General features: G+C 41.5%; 22 protein-coding genes. 14 read left to right on the forward strand and 8 right to left on the reverse strand.

Annotated features, from left to right (window positions below; translation table 11 throughout):
• Positions 1-35: 35 nt before the first annotated feature.
• Positions 36-890, forward strand: coding sequence for a DUF5718 family protein (locus tag G5S32_RS06490; protein WP_246201066.1), 855 nt, complete (start codon positions 36-38; stop codon positions 888-890).
• A gap of 377 nt (positions 891-1,267) precedes the next feature.
• Here G5S32_RS06490 and G5S32_RS06495 read toward each other — a convergent pair whose 3' ends face one another.
• Complete coding sequence (locus G5S32_RS06495) at positions 1,268-1,951, reverse strand: HAD family hydrolase (RefSeq protein WP_165311243.1); 684 nt, start codon at positions 1,949-1,951, stop codon at positions 1,268-1,270.
• A 405-nt stretch (positions 1,952-2,356) separates the two neighbouring features.
• On the opposite strand from G5S32_RS06495, the gene G5S32_RS06500 reads away from it, so the two are divergent.
• From G5S32_RS06500 to G5S32_RS06520, 5 genes are all read left to right on the forward strand, one after another.
• Positions 2,357-3,370: an ABC transporter substrate-binding protein gene (locus G5S32_RS06500; protein WP_165311244.1), complete on the forward strand. Its 1,014-nt coding sequence runs from the start codon at positions 2,357-2,359 to the stop codon at positions 3,368-3,370.
• Between the two features lie 30 nt (positions 3,371-3,400).
• Positions 3,401-4,405, forward strand: a complete 1,005-nt coding sequence (locus G5S32_RS06505; protein WP_165311245.1) for an ABC transporter ATP-binding protein — start codon at positions 3,401-3,403, stop codon at positions 4,403-4,405.
• A 101-nt stretch (positions 4,406-4,506) separates the two neighbouring features.
• Positions 4,507-6,057 carry an ABC transporter permease subunit gene (locus G5S32_RS06510; RefSeq protein ID WP_207621608.1) on the forward strand — a complete coding sequence of 517 codons (1,551 nt, stop codon included), beginning with the start codon at positions 4,507-4,509 and terminating at the stop codon, positions 6,055-6,057.
• Positions 6,058-6,093: 36 nt separating this feature from the next.
• Positions 6,094-6,852: a DeoR/GlpR family DNA-binding transcription regulator gene (locus G5S32_RS06515; protein WP_207621609.1), complete on the forward strand. Its 759-nt coding sequence runs from the start codon at positions 6,094-6,096 to the stop codon at positions 6,850-6,852.
• Positions 6,853-7,102: 250 nt separating this feature from the next.
• Positions 7,103-7,588: a GNAT family N-acetyltransferase gene (locus tag G5S32_RS06520; RefSeq protein ID WP_165311248.1), complete on the forward strand. Its 486-nt coding sequence runs from the start codon at positions 7,103-7,105 to the stop codon at positions 7,586-7,588.
• 595 nt (positions 7,589-8,183) lie between these two features.
• On the opposite strand, the gene G5S32_RS06525 is transcribed toward G5S32_RS06520, so the two are convergent.
• Entirely contained in the window at positions 8,184-9,137 is a 954-nt protein-coding gene (locus G5S32_RS06525; RefSeq protein ID WP_165311249.1) for a LysR family transcriptional regulator, read from the reverse strand.
• Between the two features lie 384 nt (positions 9,138-9,521).
• Here G5S32_RS06525 and G5S32_RS06530 point away from each other — a divergent pair, with 384 nt between their 5' ends.
• From G5S32_RS06530 to G5S32_RS06555, 6 genes are all read left to right on the forward strand, one after another.
• The gene (locus G5S32_RS06530; protein ID WP_165311250.1) at positions 9,522-10,823 is read left to right on the forward strand and encodes a CitMHS family transporter; all 1,302 of its coding nucleotides are present in this window, start codon (positions 9,522-9,524) and stop codon (positions 10,821-10,823) included.
• A 93-nt stretch (positions 10,824-10,916) separates the two neighbouring features.
• Positions 10,917-12,254, forward strand: coding sequence for an acyclic terpene utilization AtuA family protein (locus G5S32_RS06535; RefSeq protein ID WP_165311251.1), 1,338 nt, complete (start codon positions 10,917-10,919; stop codon positions 12,252-12,254).
• A gap of 2 nt (positions 12,255-12,256) precedes the next feature.
• Positions 12,257-12,562 (forward strand): AtuA-related protein, encoded by a 306-nt coding sequence (locus G5S32_RS06540; protein WP_165311252.1) that lies wholly within the window; start codon positions 12,257-12,259, stop codon positions 12,560-12,562.
• Between the two features lie 113 nt (positions 12,563-12,675).
• A complete protein-coding gene (locus G5S32_RS06545) occupies positions 12,676-13,326 on the forward strand; it encodes a CoA transferase subunit A (protein WP_165311253.1) in 651 nt (216 codons plus the stop codon).
• A gap of 4 nt (positions 13,327-13,330) precedes the next feature.
• Positions 13,331-13,984, forward strand: coding sequence for a 3-oxoacid CoA-transferase subunit B (locus tag G5S32_RS06550; RefSeq protein ID WP_165311254.1), 654 nt, complete (start codon positions 13,331-13,333; stop codon positions 13,982-13,984).
• Positions 13,985-13,986: 2 nt separating this feature from the next.
• Positions 13,987-15,174, forward strand: a complete 1,188-nt coding sequence (locus tag G5S32_RS06555; RefSeq protein ID WP_165311255.1) for an acetyl-CoA C-acetyltransferase — start codon at positions 13,987-13,989, stop codon at positions 15,172-15,174.
• A 251-nt stretch (positions 15,175-15,425) separates the two neighbouring features.
• On the opposite strand, the gene G5S32_RS06560 is transcribed toward G5S32_RS06555, so the two are convergent.
• A complete protein-coding gene (locus G5S32_RS06560) occupies positions 15,426-17,852 on the reverse strand; it encodes a sensor domain-containing protein (protein ID WP_343033146.1) in 2,427 nt (808 codons plus the stop codon).
• Between the two features lie 518 nt (positions 17,853-18,370).
• On the opposite strand from G5S32_RS06560, the gene G5S32_RS06565 reads away from it, so the two are divergent.
• Positions 18,371-18,922 carry a hypothetical protein gene (locus G5S32_RS06565; protein ID WP_165311257.1) on the forward strand — a complete coding sequence of 184 codons (552 nt, stop codon included), beginning with the start codon at positions 18,371-18,373 and terminating at the stop codon, positions 18,920-18,922.
• 169 nt (positions 18,923-19,091) lie between these two features.
• On the opposite strand, the gene G5S32_RS06570 is transcribed toward G5S32_RS06565, so the two are convergent.
• From G5S32_RS06570 to G5S32_RS06580, 3 genes are all read right to left on the reverse strand, one after another.
• Entirely contained in the window at positions 19,092-20,330 is a 1,239-nt protein-coding gene (locus tag G5S32_RS06570; protein ID WP_425509204.1) for an ISL3 family transposase, read from the reverse strand.
• 184 nt (positions 20,331-20,514) lie between these two features.
• A complete protein-coding gene (locus G5S32_RS06575; protein ID WP_165311259.1) occupies positions 20,515-21,372 on the reverse strand; it encodes an alpha/beta fold hydrolase in 858 nt (285 codons plus the stop codon).
• A gap of 60 nt (positions 21,373-21,432) precedes the next feature.
• Positions 21,433-23,328, reverse strand: coding sequence for an alkyl sulfatase dimerization domain-containing protein (locus G5S32_RS06580; RefSeq protein WP_165311260.1), 1,896 nt, complete (start codon positions 23,326-23,328; stop codon positions 21,433-21,435).
• Between the two features lie 104 nt (positions 23,329-23,432).
• On the opposite strand from G5S32_RS06580, the gene G5S32_RS06585 reads away from it, so the two are divergent.
• On the forward strand, positions 23,433-24,332 hold the full coding sequence (locus G5S32_RS06585; protein ID WP_165311261.1) for a LysR family transcriptional regulator: 900 nt from the start codon (positions 23,433-23,435) through the stop codon (positions 24,330-24,332).
• Between the two features lie 173 nt (positions 24,333-24,505).
• Here G5S32_RS06585 and G5S32_RS21470 read toward each other — a convergent pair whose 3' ends face one another.
• Both G5S32_RS21470 and G5S32_RS06590 read right to left on the reverse strand, forming a co-directional pair.
• The gene (locus G5S32_RS21470) at positions 24,506-24,781 is read right to left on the reverse strand and encodes a hypothetical protein (RefSeq protein WP_207621610.1); all 276 of its coding nucleotides are present in this window, start codon (positions 24,779-24,781) and stop codon (positions 24,506-24,508) included.
• A 222-nt stretch (positions 24,782-25,003) separates the two neighbouring features.
• Positions 25,004-26,005 (reverse strand): subtype B tannase, encoded by a 1,002-nt coding sequence (locus G5S32_RS06590; RefSeq protein ID WP_207621611.1) that lies wholly within the window; start codon positions 26,003-26,005, stop codon positions 25,004-25,006.
• Positions 26,006-26,102 lie beyond the last annotated feature (97 nt).

Genomic DNA, 26,102 nt, shown 5'->3' on the forward strand with positions numbered 1-26,102 from the left:
GTTGGAAAACATAAATAATTTAAGTGAGGGAAAACTTGAGTCAGCACAGTTTTAATCAGCCAAGTGCAAAAATGCCGCTCTTTGGTATTGGCATTGCCGGTAATTTTGCAGGACATTTACAGCAGACCGGAGAAGCAAAAGGATTACAAGGAACCGTTGATACGCAAAGCCCACAGGCTTTGTTTCCGTTTTATGTACCCGGTGCTAGCGATGTTTATCTGGATGTGAATCCGTATTCTTTTGATGTTCTGATGTTACCTAAAGATCCTGCAGCAAAAGTGCAAATGGAGCCCGAAATAGCATTGATTGCTAAGGTTAAATATCTGGGCACTTCGGTACTTGGGTTTGAGCCAGAATCAATGACTCTATTTAACGACGCTACTCATCGTAATGCGGTTGTGGAGAAATTGGCACAAAAGAAAAACTGGGGAGCGGCGTCAAAAGGTATCGCAACTAAAGTGATTCCTCTTGCTGAGTTCAGTAAGAGTGCTGATTTAGATAAATACCGCTTTTGTAGTTTTCTGGGACGAGATGGAAAATGGAGTCTCTGCTGCAATGACGTTTCTCTTGGTGATTATAGCTACAGTTACGAGCAGTTGATTACGTGGTTAGTCAGCCAAAGTAACGCACAAGCAAACGAAGGGGCATTGCATAGCATTCAGGATTTACTAGGGCAGGCTGGATACCCTGAGCGCATTTTGATTTCCCTAGGATCGTCACGCTACACATCGTTTGGTGAGAGTCATCAACTGCTCGTCAAGGATAAAGTATGCGCCGTACTGTATGACTCAACACGTATCGATGTGGATGAGATTCAATCGTTTGTTGAACGTGAAGAAGTTAAGCAACTGAAACCGCACCATGTCGTTTTGTGGCAAGAGTGCCAGTAACTAACAAAAGTTATGTGAATAGCTTGTCGAAAACACGCCTGTGTCCCTTTATGAATTAGCCATGTGATTATGGAAACCTCTTTAATATATATCGGATAATTTTAGTTCATACTATATGTGTCTAACGTGTTGGTGGTTATGTTGGGATACTTCGTTAGACAATGTGATCTGGTTGACACTGGGCTATCTCGGTCGAATTATCTGTATATATGTGGCTATTGAAAGCGGGAATAGCTTAAAAGCCGACTTGCTATACTGTTTCCTCAGAAGTCATAGTTCAAATCGGTGTTGACGGTGGAAATGACAAACGACCAAGTATTTTACTTAATGTAATTTAGCTGCCCTGTTAGCGTAATTGCAGTATTTATAATGAACAATTATTTCGCACAAGACAGAGCAGTTTTAGACCACGCATAAGTCTGCCAATTTTTTCCTTGTGCTGCCTGTTTCAATTTCTCACAAGGATTAACTAAATAGACTCGATCGGCATAATTGCAGAGTGGAAGATCATTAATTGAATCGGTGAAAAAATGCAGTCCTTCATACTCATCAGATTTCTGCTGAAGCCACATTTCCAATCGAGTGATTTTTCCTTCCCGGTAGCTTGGAACGCCGTCAACCTTTGACGTATAACGATTGTTATCTACCACCATATCAATACCAAGTGATTGTGCGATCCCTAGTGACTTGGCTACTTTACTTACGATAAAGCTAGCTGTTGCAGAGATAATCAACATATCGTTGGAAGTATTTTTAAGTGAATGGATAAGAGTTTTTGCTTCCTCATATACTCTCGGTGAGACGTATCTTTCAACAAAATCATACAGCATTGTATCGACAGATTCCGTCGGGATATCAGAAAGAGGCTGCATAACAAAATCGAGGTATTCCTCCATGTCCATTTCCCCTCGGGCATAGCGAGCCATCAGCTCCTTATCGATATCCAAAAAGTTGGGAATATCAACGTATCCCTCATCGACCAAATATTGGTTCCAGAGCATTGAGCAGTCACCATCAACCAGCGTTTCATCCATATCAAAAATATATAAGTATTTAGACATCGTTATCTTTCTTCCTTAAATATCGTTTAAAGTCTATTTGTGAAAATTTGTGTATTACCTGGTTTTGTACCTATTCATACATTGATTCAAGTATGTAAAGCCTAATGCTTGTGATTCTAAGTTTCTTAAACGGTTAATACTCGGAGTATACTCTACACAAATGCAATAAAATACACAATTACTTTGTTGTGCACATGCTTGGTGAGATGAATCCCCAATAAAGTGCAGAAATGATGCCTTTATAATCAGGTGTAAGTAATTGATAAGTTAATTCAAAGCATTTAAGTTATTAAAAAATAACGTTATTAATTTTTAAATATAATTTGGCATATTTAATGCACAAAAAAACACAAACCACATTAATACACAACATCTAAGATTTTTCACACATAAGGAAGGATACTTATGATTAACACCACTCCACGTAAACTCTCTCTTTTTGTAGGTTTATCTCTTGCAGCAATCAGTGTAGCCAATGCTGGAAGTATCACTGTTTACACTGCTCTCGAAGAAGCTGAAATAAAAAGCTATGTTGAACAGGCAAAAAAAGATCTTCCAGATATCGAAATTAATGTGTTGCGCCTCTCTACCGGAGATTTGGGGCCAAGAATTCTTGCTGAGTCTCAGAACCCTCAAAATGATGTGGTGTGGGGATGGGCAGTAACCAGCATGATTAACCCGAAAATTTCAACCTTGCTTGAACCCTATAAAGCTAAGGGAGTAGATAAATTACCTGAGCAGTTTAAGTCACCCGATGAAAAATGGTTTGCCGCAACGGGTTATATGGCTGCACTCTGTGTAAACACTAAATCCTTGGAGCAACTAAATCTCCCGTTACCAACCAGTTGGCAGGACCTTACCAATCCTATTTATAAAGGCGAAGTCGTTATGCCTAATCCGGTATCCTCAGGAACTGGCTATTTGCAGATTTCAGCGCTGCTTCAGTCTAAAGGTGACAAAGAGGGTTGGGAATTTTTGAGCTCACTTGACAAGAATATCGCGCAATATACCAAGTCTGGTTCTCGCCCTTGTAAAGCGGCTCGTATGGGTGAATATGCCATCGGAGCCTCACTAGCATTTTCAGCGCTGCAATCGATTGATGAAGGTTACCCTATCAAGATGGTTGTTCCTAAAGATGCTGCAGGCTATGAACTGGAAGCATCTGGCCTGATGGCATCATCTAAGAATAAAGAAGATGCAAAACGTTTTCTTGACTGGACGTTATCAAAACATGCGACTGAGCTTTATACCGAATATAAATCCATCGTTACCATTCCTGGCGCGCCACAATCAACGGTAGCGAAATCCGCGGGTCTTCCAGAAGATATGTCCACCATTCTCTTCCCTGTTGATTTTGCCAAAAGTGCCAAAGATCGTGATGCAATTTTAGTTGAATGGCAAAAAACCATCGCTCGTTAATGACTATTCTCGTAAACATAAGGGAGCCGTATGTCACTGGTTATAGAAAATCTGCATAAGTCGTTTGAAGGATTTGTCGCATTGGAGCGTATCAATTTGGCTATCGAGCAAGGCGAATTTGTTTGTCTGCTTGGGCCAAGTGGGTGTGGTAAAACAACACTGTTACGTATGATTGCGGGACTACTGCCAAGCGATGGTGGAAAAATAAAATTAGATGGGAACGATTTGATTAATGTGCCCGCTAAAGAGAGGGGGTTTGGTATTGTTTTCCAGTCATACTCCCTATTTCCACAAATGACGATTGAAGAAAACATTGGCTACGGCCTAAAAATACGAGGTGTAGAAAAAGCTCAAATCACACAGCGAGTGAAAGGATTACTTGAAACGGTCAGTTTAAGTGAATTCGGGGATCGTTATCCAAACCAGCTCTCGGGCGGTCAGCAACAACGAGTTGCTATCGCTCGGGCTCTGGCGGTTGAACCTTCTCTTTTGTTACTCGACGAACCTCTCTCGGCATTAGATGCACAAGTCAGAGCGGGTCTGAGACAGGAACTCAGGGAAGTACAACAGAGTTTGTGTATTCCAACATTAATGGTCACTCATGATCAGGAAGAAGCGATGAGTATGGCAGACAAAATTGTCTGCATGGACAGAGGCCGTATAGTACAGATAGGTTCACCAAAGGAGCTGTATACAAGACCAGCCAATCGATTTGTCGCTGAGTTTATGGGGCACAGTAATTTGCTGTTAAAAGATCAGGTTTCGGAATGCTTTCCTGAAATACTGGAGAGTGCAGATAGCAATAAGGATGATCAATCTCTTCTTATCAGACCGGAATATCTGAAACTTAAGAAAGATTCATCAGAAGATGCAAGCGTTATCAATATTCAGTTTTTGGGTAGTATTCAACGCGCGACGATCAGCTGGAAAGGGCAGATGCTGCTGGCTGAAATGCACAGTAATGTCGAGTTGTCCGTTGGGGATAAGGTACTTGTATCAGTAGATGCCAAGGATTGCGTTTGGGTGAATGCATGAAAAATATCACATTACTCTCAAGGAAAGGTAGTGACTACTATCTTACAAAATTCGCGCTATGGGTTCCCCTCATTGCCTTAATTTCTTTCTTCGGTTTACCTATGCTGAGCATACTCTGGCATAGTTTAATTAATGACAATACCGGTGCCGTCGGTTTTACAAACTATCTCTCTCTGGCGCATATGCCGGGTATCTGGCACGCAACAATCAACAGCCTGATACTGAGTGTTACCACGACACTGTTTACGATTCTATTCGCATTCATTGTCGCTTATGGTCTTGAATGTACGGCTATGCCCGGTAAAAAGGCTATTTCTTCTATTATTACCCTCCCGATTTTAGCACCCTCACTTGTGTTGGGTTTAGGACTTATTTTTATACTCGGTCGAAACGGGATTGTCGGAAATATATTGTCGATTCGCATGAACATTTATGGCTTCTGGGGGCTATTAATTGCGAATATTCTCTACGCGCTCCCACAAGCAGTACTTATCATTCGATCGTCCTTAAAGCAGAGTGACGCTCGTCAGTATGAAGCTGCGAATGTGTTAGGGGCAAGCCAGTGGCACCAGTTTAAAGACATCACTTTATCGGATGCGAAATATGGTCTTCTGAGTGCGGCATTTGTTGTTTTTACTATAACGATTACGGATTTTGGTAATGCGATTGTCATTGGTGGTGATTTTTCCGTGCTGGCGACAGAGATCTATAGTCAGGTTAATGGGCAAATGAAATTCGGCATGGGTTCAGTCGTCGGTATTATGCTTTTGATTCCGGCTGCAACAGCGGTGTGGATAGAGCGTTCAGCGATGAAGAGCAGAAGCAAAGTCGGCACTCGCGCTACGCTGCCGTACCAGCCAACCCCACTGCGTTCACGAGACATTTCTCTTTTTGCTGTGAACACGCTTATCGCTTTCTGTGTAGCGGCTGTTATTTTCACTGTCGTCGCTGCCAGCTTTATTAAACTGTGGCCATATAACCTCAGTTTTACCCTGTCACATTACGACATCGAATTAGAAGGGGGCTATCTCCCGTTATGGAATTCTATCTGGATATCATTGATGTGTGCGTTGTTCGGCACCGTTTCATTGTTTTTGTTGAGCTATGGTATTCGCTGCCATAAAGGCAGTGGCCGTAATTTTGCAGTCCTTCTGAGCTCTCTACCCGTAGGGGTGCCGGGGTTGGTGCTGGGTCTGGCGTATGTATTCAGCTTCAATACAGCACAAATGCCATGGGGAATTCTGTATGGTTCTGCTATCTTGGTAGCACTGTGCAATTACTACCACTATCACACACAAGGTTATACCACGATGATGACGGGCATTCGCAGTGTACCGGCAGCGCTCGAAGACGCAACGAAAGTACTGGGTGGTGGCACCTGGCAAATCTTACGTGACGTCTACCTGCCAGCAATGCGTTTAACTTTGTTATCTGTTGGTGTTTTTCTTTTTATGCGTTCCATGGTATCACTGTCAGCCATCATTTTTCTTGTTTCTCCAACAATGCCACTCGGGTCTGTTACTATCATGCGTTTAGATGAGGCAGGATTGACCTCTCAGGCGGCAGCTTTTTCAACATGTGTGATGGGAATTGTCGCGATAATGTCAGTATTATTGCATTATCTGACGGGAAAAAGAGACACAGCCAAATAACAAGGAACTGAAAAGGACATGTTAGAAGAAACCAGATTGCATAGAATTTGTGCATTACTTTCAACTCTCAACCATGTTTCTACGGATATGATTATCCAACATTTGTGTGTATCACGTGAAACTGTAAGACGAGATGTACTCAAGCTGGAAGCGCAAGGACGCTTAAGGCGCGTACATGGGGGCGTGATATCAAACGATTATGAGCCAGAGCCGCCCCTAATCGTACGCACCAGTGTTAAAGGTAAGGAGAAGCGTGCAATTACCAGTGCTGCTGTAAAACAGTTACGTTCGGGGCAAACGGTGTTCATTGATGCAGGTAGCACCACATCATTATTAACTGAGCCGCTGATGTCGATGTCCGGACTGACGATCATAACGAACAGTCTTGAGATTGCCGGAAAACTCTCTTCAAATGAAAATAACTTACCACTGCAACATGATGTTATCCTACTTGGCGGTCATATGGGGAGTGTAGCACAGGCAACCGCAGGGGAGGCGACGATCTCTGAGCTATCCCGATATCGAGCAGATATTGCTTTGTTATCGCCGGTAGGTATTTCTGTGCGTTCCGGTGCCAGCAGTTTTTCACATCAGGAAGCCGCCATTGCGGCTGCGATGGTCAGTCATGCCAAATCGACATTCATTCTTGCAGATAGTAGCAAGTTAGGGGTCACGAGTCGCATCGTTTATGCTGAGCCAACTCAGATCACTAAGCTAATTACAGATGAAGAAGCCAAATCACATCCGGAATTCCTTGAGATAGAGAAGGCACTTGGTGACATCATTATTGCCTAGGACGGTACTGATTGTAGTCATTCAGTAGGTAAGGAGTTGAGCTATCACATATCCTGACCTACATGAATTTTTTCATATTCAGAGTATTGATTCTCTACAAGTGATTTATCTGCTCGTTGACCTAATTTATCTAATACCTCATTATGTGATTAGTGGAGTATGGTTTCTCCACGATGACTTCCTTCCTTATATTTTTATCTGTTAGTCGCTGTATAAGTAATCGGTATCAGTCGTTATTTGAAGAGAAAAAATGTCAATAAAATTAGTGGATGAAACAACATGGTCTGGAATACTAAAGGTTCAGTCTGAAGTCTATTTACAAGTAGAGCCAGAAAGTATTGATGTGTTGAAAAGCAAATGGTATCAATCTCCAGACTGCTGTTTTGTCTGTCAGGAAGATAATAATGTCCTAGGATATTTATTAGCGCATTCATGGAATAAAGAAGTGCCCCCTAAGCTATTCCAACCTTTACCTGAACAGTCTGATATGTCTGGTTCTATATTGTTTTTACATGATTTAGCAATTTCTAATCAGGTAGCAGGGAAAGGGGTTGGCGCTAAAATGGTTAGCTATTTATTAAACGTTGCGATAAGACTTAAATTTGAACAAATCAGGCTGGTTGCTGTTCAAGGCTCTTCTTTGTTTTGGGAAAAGATGGGCTTTACTGAAATTAAGAATCAGAGTGTTTCACCTACATATGGTGATGGAGCAAAAATAATGAAATACATTCTCTGAATCAGTATCTAGGCTTCTATAAATCAAAACTGCCCCGAAGTGTGTCAGTCCAAAATTTAAGACACGGTGCTTTTTTCATTAGTTGACCAAATTTTGATAATGACCAAGATGGTTACGATACCAACTATTCGTTGTTGGCTTACTCTAAGCTAGATCGACTACAAAGCTGACTTATGGAATAGAGCATATTCATTTTGTTACGCTTAGTCATTTTCCTAATGGCAGACATGTGCCTAACATTTATTTGTATCAATACTAATTACTGCTAGTAGATTGTCATTCTTATCTATATATTCATAGTTTAATATAACCTTTAGGTCTCTAAATAGCTTTTGAGACTGGTCTTCGCAAATATATTTAGTTATCTCTCTAAATTTGTCATATCCTACGTTAAAAGTCAGCAAATAACTCTTAACTACTTATCGGACAAAGCGCCCAAACTGGGCGCTTTATTGTTTTAAGACTTATTGATACAAAAAGTAATCAATTTCGCCTGAATTATTGATAATCCCTAACTCAGAAATTTCCAGAACCTTATGATGATGATTTATGGGTTTTGACTAAGTGTAAACGTGGCTTAATTCAACAATATTTATTAAGACATTGGCTCGGTTACATCTAAATATTTAGTTGCTACAGAATCAAGAGAAGTGACATTGAACAGCTTCGCCTTCTGGATAATAAAGTTGGCAAAATTACTGACATGTGATGGCTGAGTACGCCCTTTTAAAGACACAAGATAAATAGCACGTTCCAAAACTAAGTCCCGGAATGGAATAATAGCGATATTTTTATCTTTAAACTGAAATAGCGTTAACCCTGTTACAATACTGACGCCGTAATTGGTAGAAACGAGCCCCATCATAGTTGTTAGCTGCCTTACTTCAAGGCGGTAACTGAATTTTTTATCCATTGTATCCGCTAGCTTATCCATATACTGCCGGATACTGGTTCCTGTCTTAAAACCTATTAGGGAATGATCAGTGAGTTCCTCCAACGATACAGTTGGTTTTATCGCAAGGGGATGGTCTTTATGGCACAAAAGATAAAAACGGTCTGAAAATAAAAAGGTTGAATCAAATGTGTTTATAGAAGGTTGACCTGCCGTAAGAGCAAGATCCGATTCCCCATCCAATAAGGACTTTAAACAAATATCCCATTGCGTATCATTTAATGAAATATGTGTATCCGGATTGCTATCGCCATATTGGACCAGTATATCGGGTAGCCATTCCACCGCCAGAGATGGCAACACACTTAACATTATGTTCCCTTTGTTTCCCGCAGCTCTTGCTTCAATCGCACTAATGGCATCGTCGTGGTTTTGAACTAATCGTCTGGCAATATCAATAAAATGAATGCCGTCGGCATTCAGCTCAACTTTTCGGGTATCTCTGTCGAACAACCGATAGCCTATTTCTTCTTCTAAACTGGCGATCAATGCGCTAAATGCAGGCTGAGAAAGATTGAAAAGTTTCGCAGCCTGAGTGAAGCTGCCGCATTCACTGAGCAGAAGAAAAGCCTTGAATTGTTTTATAGATAAGTTCATTAGTATTGGCTTTTATTATATGAAACATCACGTTCGATAATATCATTTCTATTTACTATTAAATGTTGGTTAATTCTCATTATTCACATTAATTTCACAGAATTCTTATTTTAAATATATCTCACTAAATTGTTTGATGTTTGTAACGCTTTTTTGTAAGTCATTAAAATATAATGATTTTGGTGCATTTGTTTTTTTGTTTAGCTTATTTGTTTTTCAAATAAGCTGTGTTATTCGTTTTTTCTATTAATTTATGTTTTTTTCCAATTATACGAAAAAAATCCCATATGACAGAATGTGAATATATCGTTTTATGAAAGTTTTAATGCAAAGGTTCAAAAATAAATAACGTGAAAATTTAAAATTAAATAAAAGGAGTGTTCTATGCTGGCTTTTTGGGGATTCTGTTCCATTGCCGTTCTTTTGGCATTAATAATGACCAAGCGTTTATCGGTTATCGTAGCATTGGTTTTGGTGCCGATTGTCTTTGGTTTACTTGCTGGACTAGGTCCAAATCTGGGTGAATATATTCTTAAGGGATTAAAAGGAGTTGCACCAACTGGCATCATGCTGACTTTTGCCATTCTCTACTTTTCTGTGATGAATGATGCCGGAATGTTCGACCCAATTATAAAAGGGATAATTCGTTTTGGAGGAAAAGATCCGGTAAAAATCGCAATTGGGACGGCGGTGATTGCTATGGTCGCTCATTTGGATGGTTCTGGAGCATCTACGTTTTTAGTATGTATTCCTGCTCTATTGCCTATTTATGATCAATTGGGAATGGATAGAAAGGTACTTGCGTGTATAGCCGCACTTGGCGCAGGTACCATGAACATAGTTCCTTGGGGAGGACCTTCACTGCGAGCTGCCACTTCTTTAGAAATAGAAATGACAGATTTATTTAATCCTGTGATCCCTGCATTTTTAGCTGGTTTGGTTACAGTTGTCGCTGTTGCATATTGGTTAGGAAAAAAGGAAAAAAATCGCATAGCAGCAGTTACGCAGAGTACTGCTTCTATCTCAGATGTTGAAATCGAACATGAAACTGATCAAAGTCTGAAACGTCCAAAACTGGTTATTTTCAATGCTCTACTTACTGTGGCCACTATTACTTGTTTGGTTGTTAAGGCTCTGCCATTACCTGCGGTATTTGTGGTTGCTCTAGCGATTGCACTTGTCGTGAACTATCCGAACGTAAAAATGCAACAAGAGCGCATTACCGCTCACGGTAAAGCCGCAATTTTAATGATTTCTATTATTTTTGCTGCAGGCGTATTTACCGGGATTCTAAAAAATTCAGGGATGATCACTGAGTTAGCACAGGGGTTAGTCGGAGTTGTGCCAGAAAGTTTTGGTGGACATTTACCTGTTTTAACCGCTCTAACGTCAGTGCCTGCGAGCTTGTTGTTCGATCCAGATTCTTATTATTTCGGTATCTTGCCGGTTTTATCTTCAGCGGCGGAAGCTCTTGGTGCTAGTGGTACTGAAGTCGCACGAGGTGCAATTTTAGGGCAGATGACAACCGGGTTCCCCGTAAGCCCATTAACTGCATCAACGTTTTTGTTGGTCGGTCTGGCTGGTGTTGACCTTGCCGATCATCAGAAGAAAACCATTCCTTTAGCATTCCTGGTTACTTTAGTTATGACGATTGTGGCTGTCTTAACCGGAGCTATCACTGTGTAAAAAATGATTAGCGGGCTGGTAGTACAGCCCGCCTTTGGTGGAGCGACACCTCAATTATTACTGCGCAAGTGATTAAGAATTTTAGGAGAAGTTATGAAAACAATCAGAATAGGGTCAGGAGCTGGTTATGCAGGGGACCGTATTGAGCCCGCTGTCGAGCTAGCTGAACAGGGCGGAATTGATTATCTCGTCTTTGAGTGTTTAGCCGAAAGGACGATTGCTATTGGACAAAAACAGAAGCAAACCAATCCTAACAAAGGCTATAACGAGCTGCTCGAAGCCCGAATGCGAGCGGTGTTGCCTGCATGTAAGAAAAATGGGATCAAAATTCTTTCTAATATGGGGGCTGCGAACCCATTAGCTGCAGGCAAAGTGGTTCTATCTGTGGCTAACGAGCTTGGGTTAGAAAAGATAAAAGTAGCCATAGTTACCGGAGATGATGCATTTGACCTGTTGATCAAACTAGATTTAACGCTTGATGAAGCAGGAGTTCCAGTATCTGAAAGTGGTAAACAGATTTTATCTGCAAACGCTTATATGGGTGTAGAAGGTTTGATAACAGCACTTGGAACTGATGCTGATGTTGTTATTGCAGGACGAGTTGCCGATCCTTCATTGTTTCTAGCGCCTATGATTCATTCTTTTGGCTGGAAGCTGGATGACTGGGAAAGGCTTGGAAAAGGCACATGCATTGGACACTTGCTGGAATGTGCCGGCCAAATTACCGGTGGGTATTATGCTGATCCAGGATTTAAAGATGTAGAAGGGCTAGATCGTTTAGGTTTTCCTATTGCAGAAGTTAATGAAGATGGCGACGCTGTTATCACCAAAGTAGCAGGCTCTGGTGGGCTTGTTTGTGTCGATACCTGTAAAGAGCAGTTGTTGTATGAAATTCATAGACCAGATCACTACATAACACCGGATGTTGTAGCGGATTTTAGTCAAGTCAGATTTGAAAATGATGGAAAAGACAGAGTTAAGGTTTCTGGCGCTTCAGGAAAAGCACGTACACAAACACTGAAAGTATCTGTTGGATATGCTGATGGATTCATTGGTGAAGGCGAAATTTCTTACGCCGGAGGAAATGCTGTAGCTCGTGGTGAACTTGCTTTGGATATTGTTCGCGGACGATTTGATGTCTGTAAGTTCTCCCCAGCTGAAGTTCGGTATGACTTGATCGGTGTAAATGCATTACATGGGGCAACTCGTTCACAAGATTACACACCATACGAGGTTAGAGCTCGTGTTGCGGCGCGTTGTGGTACTCGTGAAGAAGCAGTAAAAGTCGGAAATGAAGTAGAAACCCTTTATACCAATGGTCCGGCAGGTGGGGGTGGGGTAATGAAGTCTGTGAAAGAAATATTAGCTATGGATTCAACTTTGATCCCGAGAGAACAGTTAACTGCATTTGTTACTGTGATGGAGGAATAACCATGAAAATAAGAGATATTGCTCACTCTCGTACAGGAGATAAAGGAAACATATCAAATATATCTTTGATTGCTTTCGATATTAAAGATTACGAACGACTAAAAACTGAAGTTACGGCAGAAAAAGTTAAAGCTTGGTTTGGGGATATTGTCGACGGAGATGTAGTGCGATATGAACTCCCAGAATTAGGAGCAATGAATTTCGTCATGTATAAGGCATTAGGCGGAGGGGTCACACGCTCTTTGGCTCTTGATATGCACGGAAAAGGATTAAGTTCTGCTCTGTTAGATATGCCTATATCTGGTTAATTCAGAAATACACTTCAGCTGTAATTAGCATCATTTCTAATCGGATGATGCTATTCCAAATATTAACCTGAGCTAAAAGTTGAGTAAAACTCAGAGAAAAGAGGCGTTTAACAATGCTTAAAAAAGAGATTTTATCGGCGCAACAAGCAACTACAAAGTTGAGAAATGGCATGACCATTATGGTGGGTGGATTCATGACAGTTGGCACGCCAGAGAAGTTGATCGACGCTATAGCCCACTCCAGTATTAAAGGACTTACTGTCATTTGTAACGATGCCGGTCTTCCTGGAAAAGGCGTTGGAAAGTTAATCGAAAACGGCCAGGTGTCTAAGCTCATCGCCTCCCATATTGGTTTAAATCGTATCGCGGGTGAAAAAATGAATTCCGGTGAGATGGAGGTTGATTTAATTCCTCAAGGTACGCTCGCTGAACGAATTCGTTCCGGTGGTGCTGGCTTAGGTGGCGTCCTAACCAAGACAGGCTTAAATACCCTAGTTGAAGAAGGAAAGCAGAAAGTCATTGTTAATGGCGAAGAATTTTTGCTTGAAGAACCTTTAAAAGCTGACATAGCACTTCTGAAATCGTCAATCACAGATGTCTATGGTAATACCTCATTTAATAAGACAACGGCTAACTTCAATCCTGTCATGGCAACTGCAGGCAAACTGGTTTTCGTTGAGCCAGATAGCCTTGTTGAGCCAAACGAAGTTAATCCTAACTTATTTACACTTCCTTCAGTTCTTATTGATTACATAGTGAGGTAGAGAGATGTCGAGCAAAGATCTTATCGCTAAGCGCGTAGCCAAAGAACTCAATCTTGGAGACTTGGTCAATTTAGGGATTGGTATGCCTACTTCGGTCTCCAATTTTGTTCCGCCTGAAAAACACATCGTCTTCCAATCAGAGAATGGCATGGTTGGTTTGGATTCCACCCCAGAAGAAAATAATGAAGATTGGGATTTAACTAACGCTGGAGGTATGCCGGTAACTGCCGTGGAAGGTGCTGCTTACTTCGACTCTACCCTTTCTTTTGCTTTAATTCGGGGAGGGCATGTTGATGCGACTGTCCTCGGAGCAATGGAAGTGGACCGCCATGGCAATTTAGCTAATTACATGATCCCAGGGAAAATGGTTGCAGGGATGGGGGGGGCGATGGACCTCGTTAATGGTGCCCGAAAAGTTATTATCATGATGACACACTGTAATAAAAATGGTGACCCGAAAATCTTAGATGATTGCACGTTGCCACTTACTGCTGCTAAATGTGTAGACCTCATCGTTACTGAACTTGCTGTAATTGAGCCGACTGAAAAGGGCCTGTTGCTTAAAGAAATTGCTTACAACACAACCATTGAAGAAGTTTTAGATAAGACAGGCACCGAATTGATTGTTTCTGATTCCTTAAAAGTATTTGGAGAATAGTGATGAAAGATGTAGTCATTGTAAGTGCAAAAAGGACAGCGATTGGTAATTATCTTGGTTCATTTACTAACGTGTCAGCAATTGATTTGGGTGTAACCGCTGTAACATCGGCCATCAAGGATGCTGGGATAGATCCGGATCAAGTTGATAATGTCATTCTAGGTAATGTTTTGTCTGCTGGGTTAGGGCAAAATCCTGCACGTCAAGTAGCTAGATTGTCTGGGATTCCTGACTCTAAAACTGCCAACGTAGTATCAATGGTTTGTGGATCTGGACTAAAAGCCGTAATGGATGCTGCAAATCAAATTCGTTTAGGTGAAGCTGAAATTGTTATCGCAGGAGGCATGGAGTCTATGTCTAATGCAGGACATGTACTTCAGTCGCATCGTATTGGTATTAAAATGGGTCATTCAACCTTGACCGATACTATGCTTAACGATGGTCTGACAGATGCATTCGGTGGATTCCATATGGGAATTACAGCGGAAAATCTCGCTAAACAGTATGCAATTTCCAGAGAGGAGCAAGACACTTTCGCTGTTCAATCGCAAAATCGTGCTGAGTTAGCCGTTAAGTCAGGTCGATTTGCTGCAGAGATTGCGCCTCATACAATCCACAGCCGTAGAGGCGATATTGTTGTCGATACAGATGAGTTTCCAAGATTCGGTTCAACAAAGGAAACAATATCAAAACCTAAACCTGCTTTTATCACTGATGGAAGTGGTACGGTAACGGCCGCCAATGCTTCTGGTCTCAATGACGGTGCCGCAGCGTTAGTATTAATGAGTGCAGACAAAGCCAAAGAACTCGGTTTGTCCCCAATGGCGACTATTGTTTCTCAGGCTTCAGCGGGCGTAGATCCAGATGTAATGGGGTATGCACCTGTACCCGCATCGTTAAAAGCTTTGAGAAATGCAAACTTGGATGTCACAGATATTAATTTGATCGAAGCAAACGAAGCTTTTGCATCTCAGGCTATTTCTGTTTGTCGTGGTTTGGGTTTGGACTCTGCGATTACGAATGTCAACGGTGGAGCTATTGCTCTCGGGCATCCTATCGGTGCTTCCGGTGCGCGTATTCTGGTGACTCTTGTACACGAACTTACCAAACGTGAGGAACAATATGGACTTGCAACACTCTGTATTGGTGGTGGGCAAGGTGTCGCAGTTGTAATAGAGCGCACAAAATGAAGATGTGAGAGGATTTTTAAACATCCAAATGCTCTTTATAGAGGGTTCTGTCGCAAACAAATTTAGAACGTTGAAATTGCATGAGTTGCTTTGAGGGGAACTTATGAACCTGATGTAGTGCTTGTCTGAGAAACATAAAAAATCCGAGTGCTAGATTAACACTCGGATTCGACCATCTTGGGAGAAGCATTCAATCAGCTACTGTTCTCTAAACTGATTGGCAATTACTTCAATGGTGTCCCTTTTCGCCACTAACTAAGAAGCATGTTGGTGATTTCCGAACAACTCACTGGTTTCGAGTAAAAATAGCCTTGAATGACTTGGCACCCTTCTGCCACCACAAAATCACGCTGTTCAGCTGTTTCGACACCTTCAACAACCACGCTAAGCTGCAAGTTCGTCGCTAATTGAACAATCGTTCGGCAAAGCTGCTGCTGAGTGGTGTCGGCAGGCAAGCGACTAATAAAAGAACGGTCAATTTTGAGCGTCGAAATCGGCAGAGCATGTAAATAAGACAGTGATGAGTAACCAGTACCAAAATCATCAATCGCCAAACTCACCCCTAAATCACGAATCTTCTCAAGCTGCGGTATCACCTCTTGCTCACGCTCTAGAAATGCAGATTCTGTCAGTTCTAATTGCAATGCTTTTGCAGGAAATCCCGTTTTATTTAAAACTGAAGTCACTTGTTCATATAACTGATCAAAACGTAGCTGATGCGCAGAAACATTCACCGATAGTTTCAGTGTTTCCACGCCTGTTTTTGCGAACCAAATTTGCGCATCACGGCACGCGGTTTCAAGCACATACATTCCTAGTTGGTCGATAAGGCCGGAACGCTCAGCAACAGGAATAAACTCGGCTGGCGATACCCAGTTTCCACCATCATTCCAGCGCACTAGAGCTTCTACACCAATCATACCTCCTGTTCCCGCATGCACTTGAGGTTGGTAATAGACTTCAAGAGCTTGTTTTTCGAGTGCTTCTCTTAGGCGATTACTCAATATCAACGTACGTTGGCTCGCATCAGTAAATGACTGCTCATAGAACTGATAGCTTCCTCGTTTGGCATGCTTCGCCACATACATCGCCGCATCTGCACTTTGAAAAAGGTCTTCAAGTTCCACATTCTGCTGCAGCGCAATCCCCATGCTCAAAGAAGAGTAAACATGGATGTCATTGCCTAGATAATATGGACGTGTCATCAATTTCTGTACTTTCTGGCACAGTGCTTCACACGAAGATAAATCAGCGTTCTTAATTAATAGAGCAAACTCATCGCCTCCAGTGCGTGCCAAAACATAGCCATCCTGACCAAACTGTTCACCACTCACCTTAGGGAGCATTTGTGCGATTTTGTTAAGCAGAGCATCTCCACTGGCATGCCCGTAACTATCATTGATGTCTTTGAAATGGTCCACATCAAACATGATGAGTGCGCTGTGTATAAGATCTTCATGACTGAGTGCATCATCCAACACTCGGCGATTTGGTAACCCCGTCAAGATATCGTGACTTGCTAAATAATGAAGCTGGTCTTGCGCTGCCATGAGATCGTCGATATTAGTAAGCGAAACGATCTTTAATGCACTGCGACCCTTTGTCTTTTCAACATTTGTCACTGTTAGCAAGCCGTGGTGTCCTTGAAATTCAATCTCGATTTTTTGCTCACTCGATGATTCATCTAACGACATCACAAATGACGGTTCTAAATTGAGAAGCGATGTTAACGTTTTCGATGCTGAGGTAATCGATTGAACAGATTTACCGGTGAATTGAGCAAAAGCAGAGTTACAGCGGAGAACGACTCCCTGATTATCAATTACCGCTAATCCATCATTGCTGTGTTCAAATACTGTCTCAGCCTGCTTTAAGCCATACTCTTTATCCTCAATTTCCTTCATCAAATCACGACTCGAACGAAACATCAGTTTCCAATCCAAAGGTTCACCTTGAAGATATTGGGTAAATTCACGACGCTTAACCAATATGTACAATGCGAGTGGTACGCTAAAGGCTGAGGCCATCAGCACTTTACCTGAAAGTCCACCGATCACGATATTTACTACTGGCTCACTTACGCCAAAGGCTATTAAAGGGAAAGCGATTCCATCTGCAACTAACACGCAGATAAACCCCAAAAGATAAACTAACGCAGAAGCAAACATTGGCAACTTCAAGTTTTTGAGCTTCTCGAACAAAAAGAAAAGCACAGCCAGTTCCGTGATAATCAATACGCCGCCTAAGATAATAAACGGCGTAGATATGTGGAAAAATTCAGCAGGAATACTGTGCGGGTTTACGACATCTTGTTCTAGCGTATATTCCGCTAACCCTGCAAACAAGACGTTAAATAGATCGACAATAATCACCAATCGGATGAGGTGACGCAGAATAAAAACATCACGCTCCACCAATACACAAAGTATTGATGTCATCATGAATGCGCCATAACAAAGGTTGCCCCCAGAAATATTGATGGTTTCAGTTATAGGTAGGGAATATACGTTGCCAAAAAAGCCGCCGATCAACAGGTAAAGAGAGATGCAGATATAAAAAGAGGTTCTGCGTATACCGGGATCTAGACGTGTGCAATATAGTGGAAAAAGTGAGAATAAAACAATTTGGCCAACAAACAGTCCTAGCATACTTTCTTCCTTCCTCATGAGGGTGAACATTATTTTCTACTTGATTGGTCAAGGATTTACTGACTTGACCATGATAAGCTAATTGTTAATTAAAGACGACGAGACATTTGAAAAAGGGCAACTGATCTGCTCCTGTGATATTGGACTTGTCATTAACCGATTTATCCATATCTGTAGTTATTCATTAGCAAAGCTTCAGGAAAACTATTGTCCATAGCCGTTTCAGTACTCTCTGGCTAGCAAACATCTGCGCCAAAATTCGTAAGATTAACGACACAGTCACATCTTCATCCGGTGGGAGTTACCTACAGATAGTGATACGACCTCAACTCGCACGCACCACTTTACGTTAGATTAAATACACACAGATAGACAAGTCTGCACTGCCTTTGGTTGTTTACCCTCTTAAAATAATTTCGAGCATCAAGTTTTGATGGGGTGATATTTGTTCTTAACTTGCTGCATGGTTTATCTGGGCTAATACTTGACCTATGGTGTTTCAATTATGCTTTTGGATGTGGTTGTGACGGGGTAAGGAGGCGATTGACATGTTTAGTACCGATAAGTTTATTGAAGATTGTATAAAGGCAGTAACTGAAGGAGAAGAGGCTGTTAATGAAGTCGTTTCACAAGCTATGTCTGATAGAACAACAATAATATCTGCCCTTGGTAAGCAAGAGCATGCTGGAATACATTTATTATTCAGGTCACCATCACTTACCATTATTAATTTTACCTGGGCTCCATATATGAATTTAATGCCACATAATCATCAGATGTTTTCTGTTGTCGGGATTTATTCTGGGAGAGAGGACAATATTTTCTGGCAAAGAACTAAAACAGGTATTGAAGCTTCAAAAGCGATGTCTCTTGGGGCTGGAGACGTATGTGTACTTGACAAAACAGCCATCCATTCAGTCCTTAATCCAATCGGGAAAAGGACTGGAGCCATTCATGTCTATGGTGGTAACTTTTTTGCTCCTCATGAACCAAGAAGCGAATGGGATCACGAAACGTTACTAGAACGTCCATGGGATGTAGAGCGCGTCAAATCTATTTTCCAAGAAGCAGAAGAAAGATTTACTTGTAGCCGACATTGAATCGAACGATACATTTAAATGGTTAAATTTTAGGTGGCTTGGCACACTAATCTGTCCAGAACTCGCTCTGCTGGCACTTCTACTCAGAAGTGCCACTTTCTTTGTTTGCAGAGTGTTGCCAATAGTCATGCTTTCATGATTTTTTCATAACAATTCGGTTCTTCTCCGCTTAGGTGAGCTTGATGTTTGGGTAAAAAGTTGAGTGAGTATCAGGAACCGACGTTTGTCTAATCTTCAATTTGAAATAGTCTGTGTCTCTCACTCCTCTAGCTCTTCGCCTAAGTAAGCCAATCGAGACATTACCTGCTTCAACCCGAGCGTTGGTCAGCTTGTATTTCCCGTAGTTACAGATGCCGACTTTTCTTTCCAATAAAACATTGGCAAAGTTACTTAAGGACAGAACTCTGGTCGATTTTGCGAGACTGCACCAGGCTTCAAGAGCTGCCACCATTGTTTCGTAATCGGGTTCATCCCATATGGCTTGTAGCTGCTCTTTTAGCATATAAACAACGCACAACGTCTTGTTGCTCTCGAGTAAGTCATCGAGTCTGTCAGACTGTCTATTATCCAATTTGTGAGCATTTTTCAGCAGGAGAAAGAGTGTCCCTTTCAACATCCTTTTCTCGTCGTGAGAGCCGTTTCTAAACGCTTTTGCTCTCTCTTTTTTGATTAAGATGCAGTAGTTCTGCATGACATGAAATCGGTCAAAAACAATATCTGCATGGGGAAGCATTTTCCTCACCGCCGATTGATAAGACTGGCCCATGTCCATTGACACTGCTTTGATTCCTGCTTTGGTTTCTTCTGATAACTGCTCGAAAAAGGAGATCAGTACTTCCGCTTTTCGGCCATGCTCAACCCAAATTAAATGCCCAGAGACGAGGTCATAAACGACCGTCATATAATCGTGTCTCTTGGCTCTGGCAACTTCATCGACACCAATATGGATTAGGTTATTCAGTTTCTCAGGGTCTAAAGCTGGCAAGCTTGAACGTAAGTATTCTCTATCTATATTTTTTACTGTTTCCCAACGGATCCCTAAATGCTGAGAGACGGCATGTATGCTCATGTGGCGACATAACCCACTGATGAACATGCAAAAGCGAGCAGTATAACGACCGCCTTTAGCCACATACTCAGCCTCTTCAATTAACCGTCTTCCTTCTTTGTCTCTAGTTTTAGCCAGCTCAACTTCAATCGTGCAAGGCCGTCCACTCACAGGTAAATCCTTAAGACGTCTTTTAACGTAGTGATCGACAGTGCAGGAAGTGCCGGATATTGGCTCTTTGACCTTATACCTTCGGTCTCGACGGCAACGAACGAATACTGATTGGGACACTTCTTCTACTGAACAAGATTCAACACACTGGCCTTTAAAGCTAAATAATGAGGAAGACAAAGACGACAAAATAGACTACTAACTTATTCTCAAAATAAGCATTATAAATCATGTGATTATGATGAATTAGTCAGTGCATTCAGACTCATGAAAGCGGAGAAGAACCACAATTCTAATGACTCGGTTGCACATATACAGAAAAGCCAGCGACATCAAGTTGCTGGCTTTATAACCCATCACAGTATTCCGAGTATTAGCAATGTTTAGACGTAAATTTAAGTATAAGCTCGTTGATTTCATCAGGTTTATCGAGTTGTACCCAGTGAGTTGCATCATTCACACGAGCGAATTCAAAACTGGCATTTTTACCGATGAAATGTACAGAGTCTTTCATCTGTTTTTCACCTAAGTAGTGGTCATGTTCAGACCAGATACCTAGGCAAGGCACTTGAACTAAACCGAGATCTTCTGGTTTCATGGGACTTTCTAAGTTCAAAGCATTGCGATACCAGTTAAGCCCTGGAACAATGTCTTTGCCTTCTTTAAATACTTCTTTCCAGTGCTCCCATTCCGGGTGATTACGAACCCACTCTTTAAGCAGCTTCCAATCTTCGGCAGCAAGAAGATCTTGTGCCATTGGCAATTGGAAGAAGAAGAAATACCATGACATTTCACGTTGTTGAATATTCGGCATGCTCAGCAAACCAAATGGATGTCCCACAGAAATAGCAGTCAGTGATTTCGTTGCTTGCGGATATATGCCAGCAAATGCCCAAGACACACCCGCGCCCCAGTCGTGTCCTACAATATGAGCTTTTTCAATACCGAGATGATCGACAACTGCTTTGACATCAGAGGCAAGCATAGTGATGTGGTAATTCTCTTTTTCGATCGGCTTAGATGTTTTGCCGTAGCCACGCATATCTAACGTAATCACACGGTAGCCAGCATTTACAAATGGATCTATTTGATTACGCCAAGCATTGGCTGAGTCAGGGAAACCATGTACTAAAACAATAGGTTCTCCTTGGCCTTTCTCATAAGCCTGAATGGTGATATCACCATTTTGAACTTGGAAAGCTCTGCCTAGGTGTGACAAATTCGTATTCATATTTTTATCCTTTTAATACTCAGTAGTAGCCGTTAGCTACTACTGAGAGGCTGCAATCAATTATTTTTCAGATGGATTAAGCATTTTTAATAGGTCTTGTAACCCTTTATCATTTTTCCAATCATAGATTGGGTCAAAAAGGCCCATTAATTGTGATGCTTTCTCTTTATCACCTTGAGTTACTTTGACTTTTCCTACTTGTAACAAACCATCAAATGACGCGGTGTTATTGTAAATTTCAGCCCAGACTTCTGGTTTCATCTGTACTGTCACATCTGATCTGGCTTTGCCAATTTCAGCATTATCTAAGTAGTTCACCACTGCTCGGCTGATTTCTAAGCCATAAACGTGCTCTCCACCGAAATCAAACTTGATGGTTGCTTGCGTATTACCTGAACGTTCAGGATTAATACGAATACGGTAATAATTAACGTAGTCATTGATATTCTGTACGATTGCTGTTGGTGCTGCCGGAATATTCTTGATGATATTCACTTGTCCGCGAAGCTCAGCCGCTTGTGCTAAGTAGAACGAACGCGAGTTGGTTGATGTAGCGCGATAGCCCATTTGTTCCAATGCGTCTGCTTTTAGCTCTTTGTTTTTCTTGCTCGGATTATTTTGTACTAAGTAATCCGACACTTGTGCTGACCACAAGTAATCGCCGTTATCAAATGCTTGTTTAGCTAGCTTGTAGGTCTTATCTTCGCCGCCCATTGCGGTAACCATACGCGTTGCTTCATCTTTTGGATGCAACTTGTTTAAGTGCGCAGCATTGCGATCGTATTGACCAAACAACGCGGTATAAATACGTGGTGGCATGACAGAAATTTCGCCATAGTTCTGCACCAGAATAGGGGACTCTTTCAGATATTTAGGTAGTTTTACACTATAACGAAGTTCATCAGGACCTTGACCTAATGCAATATTTTTTAATGTCTGGTCAAGCACAAACGCTAAACCATCATGGTAACTTTTTAGACGTGCATTGATTTTTTCGTTACCCATTAATGAGGTGGAATGGGTTGAAAGTAAGATTTCAGGGTTCAAATCTTTAATTTTATTTAACGCTCCCATCCATTCGTTTGGATTACGGTAACGACCGCCACGAGCACTGTAGATATTAGGGAACCAGCCCCAGACAACGTTGTTCAATACTGTTTTTTTACTTGGAACATAAACCATCAACTGATTTGGAGTATCAGTTCCAATACCGTCAATATAGAAAACCATATCCAAGCCCGCTACATTGATGGTTTGACCATCATGAGTTGGCGATAAGTTCACTGGCACGAATCCACTTTGATCTGGCATTACCGTATTTTTAAATGCAGCGTTATCACCCTTAGTTGGTAGATAGGCGTTAAATTGCTCGATACTACGAGCCATTGTGATACCACTCGTTTCTGGATGAATTGAAGAGACACCGCCATTTTTTGCGATTGATGCATTGGTATTAGGATGACCAATGACGGTAATGTTGTTATTACCACGAGACGCTTCTTGTTCAACGATATAACGTGCACCTAAGGTGTAGTGTTCGTGGGAATACACGATCGCAGCAATAGGCTTATCGGTTTCTTTACGCAGCATGGTATAAAACTCTTCTGCATCATGCATATTGTCGCCTGTATCGTAAATGATAAGACCTTTAGGTGCTTCAATTGCACTCATATTGACAATTGAACGTGAGCCAAATGTCCAGATACCATCAGCAATTTTTATTGTTGTTGGGTCATCGTAAGAAGCACGCTTGTCACTAAGTTTGCCTAAGTTCCAAAACGCTGCAGTTTCTTCGTTTACCTTGGCTTTATTGCCGTTATCTGGAAGATGGGTTAATGGGGTATTTTTAGCATTCATATATGGAGAGCTAAAATCAGGATTATTTTCTGCAAATGTAGGGGTGGCCGTTAAGGTCAGTGCAGAGATTAACGCTATGTTCAGAGCTTTTATTTTCATATCTATAGTCTTCTGTCTGGATCAAATAAATATGATTTTGCTCTTGTGAATATGATAATGACAGTTAAGATTATCTTGCGTTTTTTGCAAGAAGGTGCGTGAATATGAATCTACATAACCGTTATTTGGATTTACCGTTAGAGCTAATGAAAACGATGGTTTTGCTCTATCACAATCCTAACCTTAAGAAGGTTGGAGATATTCTGAAGAAGTCAGAAAGTGCCGTTAGCCGAGATATAACCAAACTGCGTGAAAGATTGAATGACCCGATTTTCATTCGTAGTGCTCAAGGAATGGAACTGACCCCTTTAGTACAGCAACTTGTTCCACAAATAGAGCAGCACTACAATCAAATCGCAAATATATTGAAGAAGACCACAACTTCGCGTACTGATTTTTCACAATACACACATCCTATTGTCATTGCGCTTAACTCTTATATTTACCAGTATGCAGCAGCAAAGTTGGCCGTTGTACTGCTGCAACATTTTCCTCAGGCGACGTTTCATATTCAGCGTTGGGGAAAGAATACTCTCGACGCTATAAACGCGGGGGAGATAGACATTGGGGTTCACTTTAGCGACTTTGAAACCAATAAAGGTATCACTCAACGGCATATTTCTAATTATCATGTCTATTTAGCGTGTCACCCTGATATACAAATAACTAAGATCGAGGACGTGCTTGATAATCTACTGATTATTTCTAGATTATCTTCATGGAATGAGCATCGTTATCGGCTGTTAGAAAAGCTCGATCTTGAACCAACAAAAGTAGCCTATGTCGATTCATTATCAACGGCCTATGACATTGTACAAAGAGTGCCATCGGTTTCATTTTTACCTGACTTTATCTACGACAGTTCAAAGGTGAAAGCCATAAAATTAGATGACAATAATGATTACGCACTTTCGTCGTTTTTCAAACAAAGCCACAGGCAGGAACCATTTACTCAGCATCTGCATAATTTAATACAATCTGTTATTTCACCTAATGTGCAGTGATGTAAAAGTTGGGATATAAATAGTTATCCGTATCTAACTAATTTAGCTAAGTCAATGACTCATTTATGTCCATCTTCGAGTCAGCTTGATCTGAGCTGACTCATTTGTGCCCCTTTCCAAGCTAGCGCATTTATCCGTCAGACTTTACGGATAAGTATTTGAACTACTTTTTTCTAATCAGAGTAGTGTCTAGTGTATTGGGGTCTTATCAGATAGTCTTGGCTAATACTATCAATCCAGGTAAATAGCTCATCCAGATTGTAGTCACCGCTATGAGGGCGGTCCCAGGCCAGTTGATAATTGACATCGTAATCAGCATTTTCAAGACGAGTCGCTAAGATAGCTGAAATGGCTAGAGAGGTGTCCCGGTCATTGGTACCGACACGAATTCTCCAGTGCGGAGCAATGCCTTGTTGGTCCGGTTTAATAAAACTCAGAGGATTCATCATAGAAACAATATCTGCCGGAGCCGTTGCCGGGTTATTTGTTGAGCTATGTTCAGAGGAATACGCGGTAAAATGCATGGCATTGTTCGATATATTACCAAACAACTCATTTTCTCCTGAACTGAGATCTAACGAATCAAAGGCCGGAGGAAGTTTGGCGCGAATAGCGTAGGTGCGATATTTGTCGAAATCGACGTTCGTTACTTTGCCATTAGTGATTGTAAGTCAGTTGAACTGGCTTAAATCTGTATTGTTGTCCAATGCTGACTGAGCTGAGTGCTGAATTAAAGAAATAACATACTGCTTGAAGCTGCCATTACCATTTTTATCCAGTGTCAATGGGTTACCATTTGAATCATTTAGCTTAAGCCCATTCAGATAGCCTGGAAATTGACTGGACAGAGCGTTCGATACGACTTGCTGAGCGTTGATCAGAGTGCCCTTGGTTTCTTTTCGTTGGATATGATAATCCAACATCGAAATATCCATTTTTTTATAATCGTTGTAGCCGTTGAACTGCCATTCATAGGCGGCATCGGCATGGTCAAGGTCGGTAATCGGGCAGAATGTAGAGACGGCGTAAATCTTATCCGAAGCCGGAGCTGCTCCTAATTGTTCTAAATATGTGCCATAGATGACCTGATCGCCACTTGCGCCCAACAATGCCGATAGCGCACCGCCCGCACTGGTACCGTTAGATATAATTTTATTTGCATCTCCAGGGATGAGTTTATCGTTGTAATGCAGATAACGAACGGCTGCTTTCAAATCAACGATGGCGGCAGGGGCTTTCCCTGTGTATATCCCCTGTGAATTTTGGCTGGTTCGGCCACGTGCGCCAGGTGACGCCACCACATAGCAGTGATGGAGTGCAAGCAACAAAGCATTCGCTGAATGGGAATCAACCCTCGGGGTCATTGGTTTACTCGGCATATAACCACCGACACCGTTAGGTAAGAAGATTGGTGCGGTTTGTATGGTATAACCTGAAATAGTTGGGTCTTTGAAATAGCCTTTTGGAACATAAATATTGAGTGTCTGTAGCTCACTATCTACGGGATATTTGACATACGGAATTCCTTCGTAAGCACGAAATTCAACCGTTTGACCATTAACTTCGACAGAGTTTTCAGTGTAGATATTCCGGTTAAATGTTAAATCACTTTGAGCACTGACAGAGAGAGAAACCGCGATAGTAGATAGTGTAACTAAAGTATTTATTTTCATATAAATTCTTCTGTTTAAAGTTTGATCTGTGTGAGTATGTGATGGCTACACAAGCTTAAAGTGTAGTGTAGCTCTGAGGTCAATATTGCTGAGCACT

The organism is Vibrio ziniensis (assembly GCF_011064285.1).
GTDB classification, from domain to species: domain Bacteria; phylum Pseudomonadota; class Gammaproteobacteria; order Enterobacterales; family Vibrionaceae; genus Vibrio; species Vibrio ziniensis.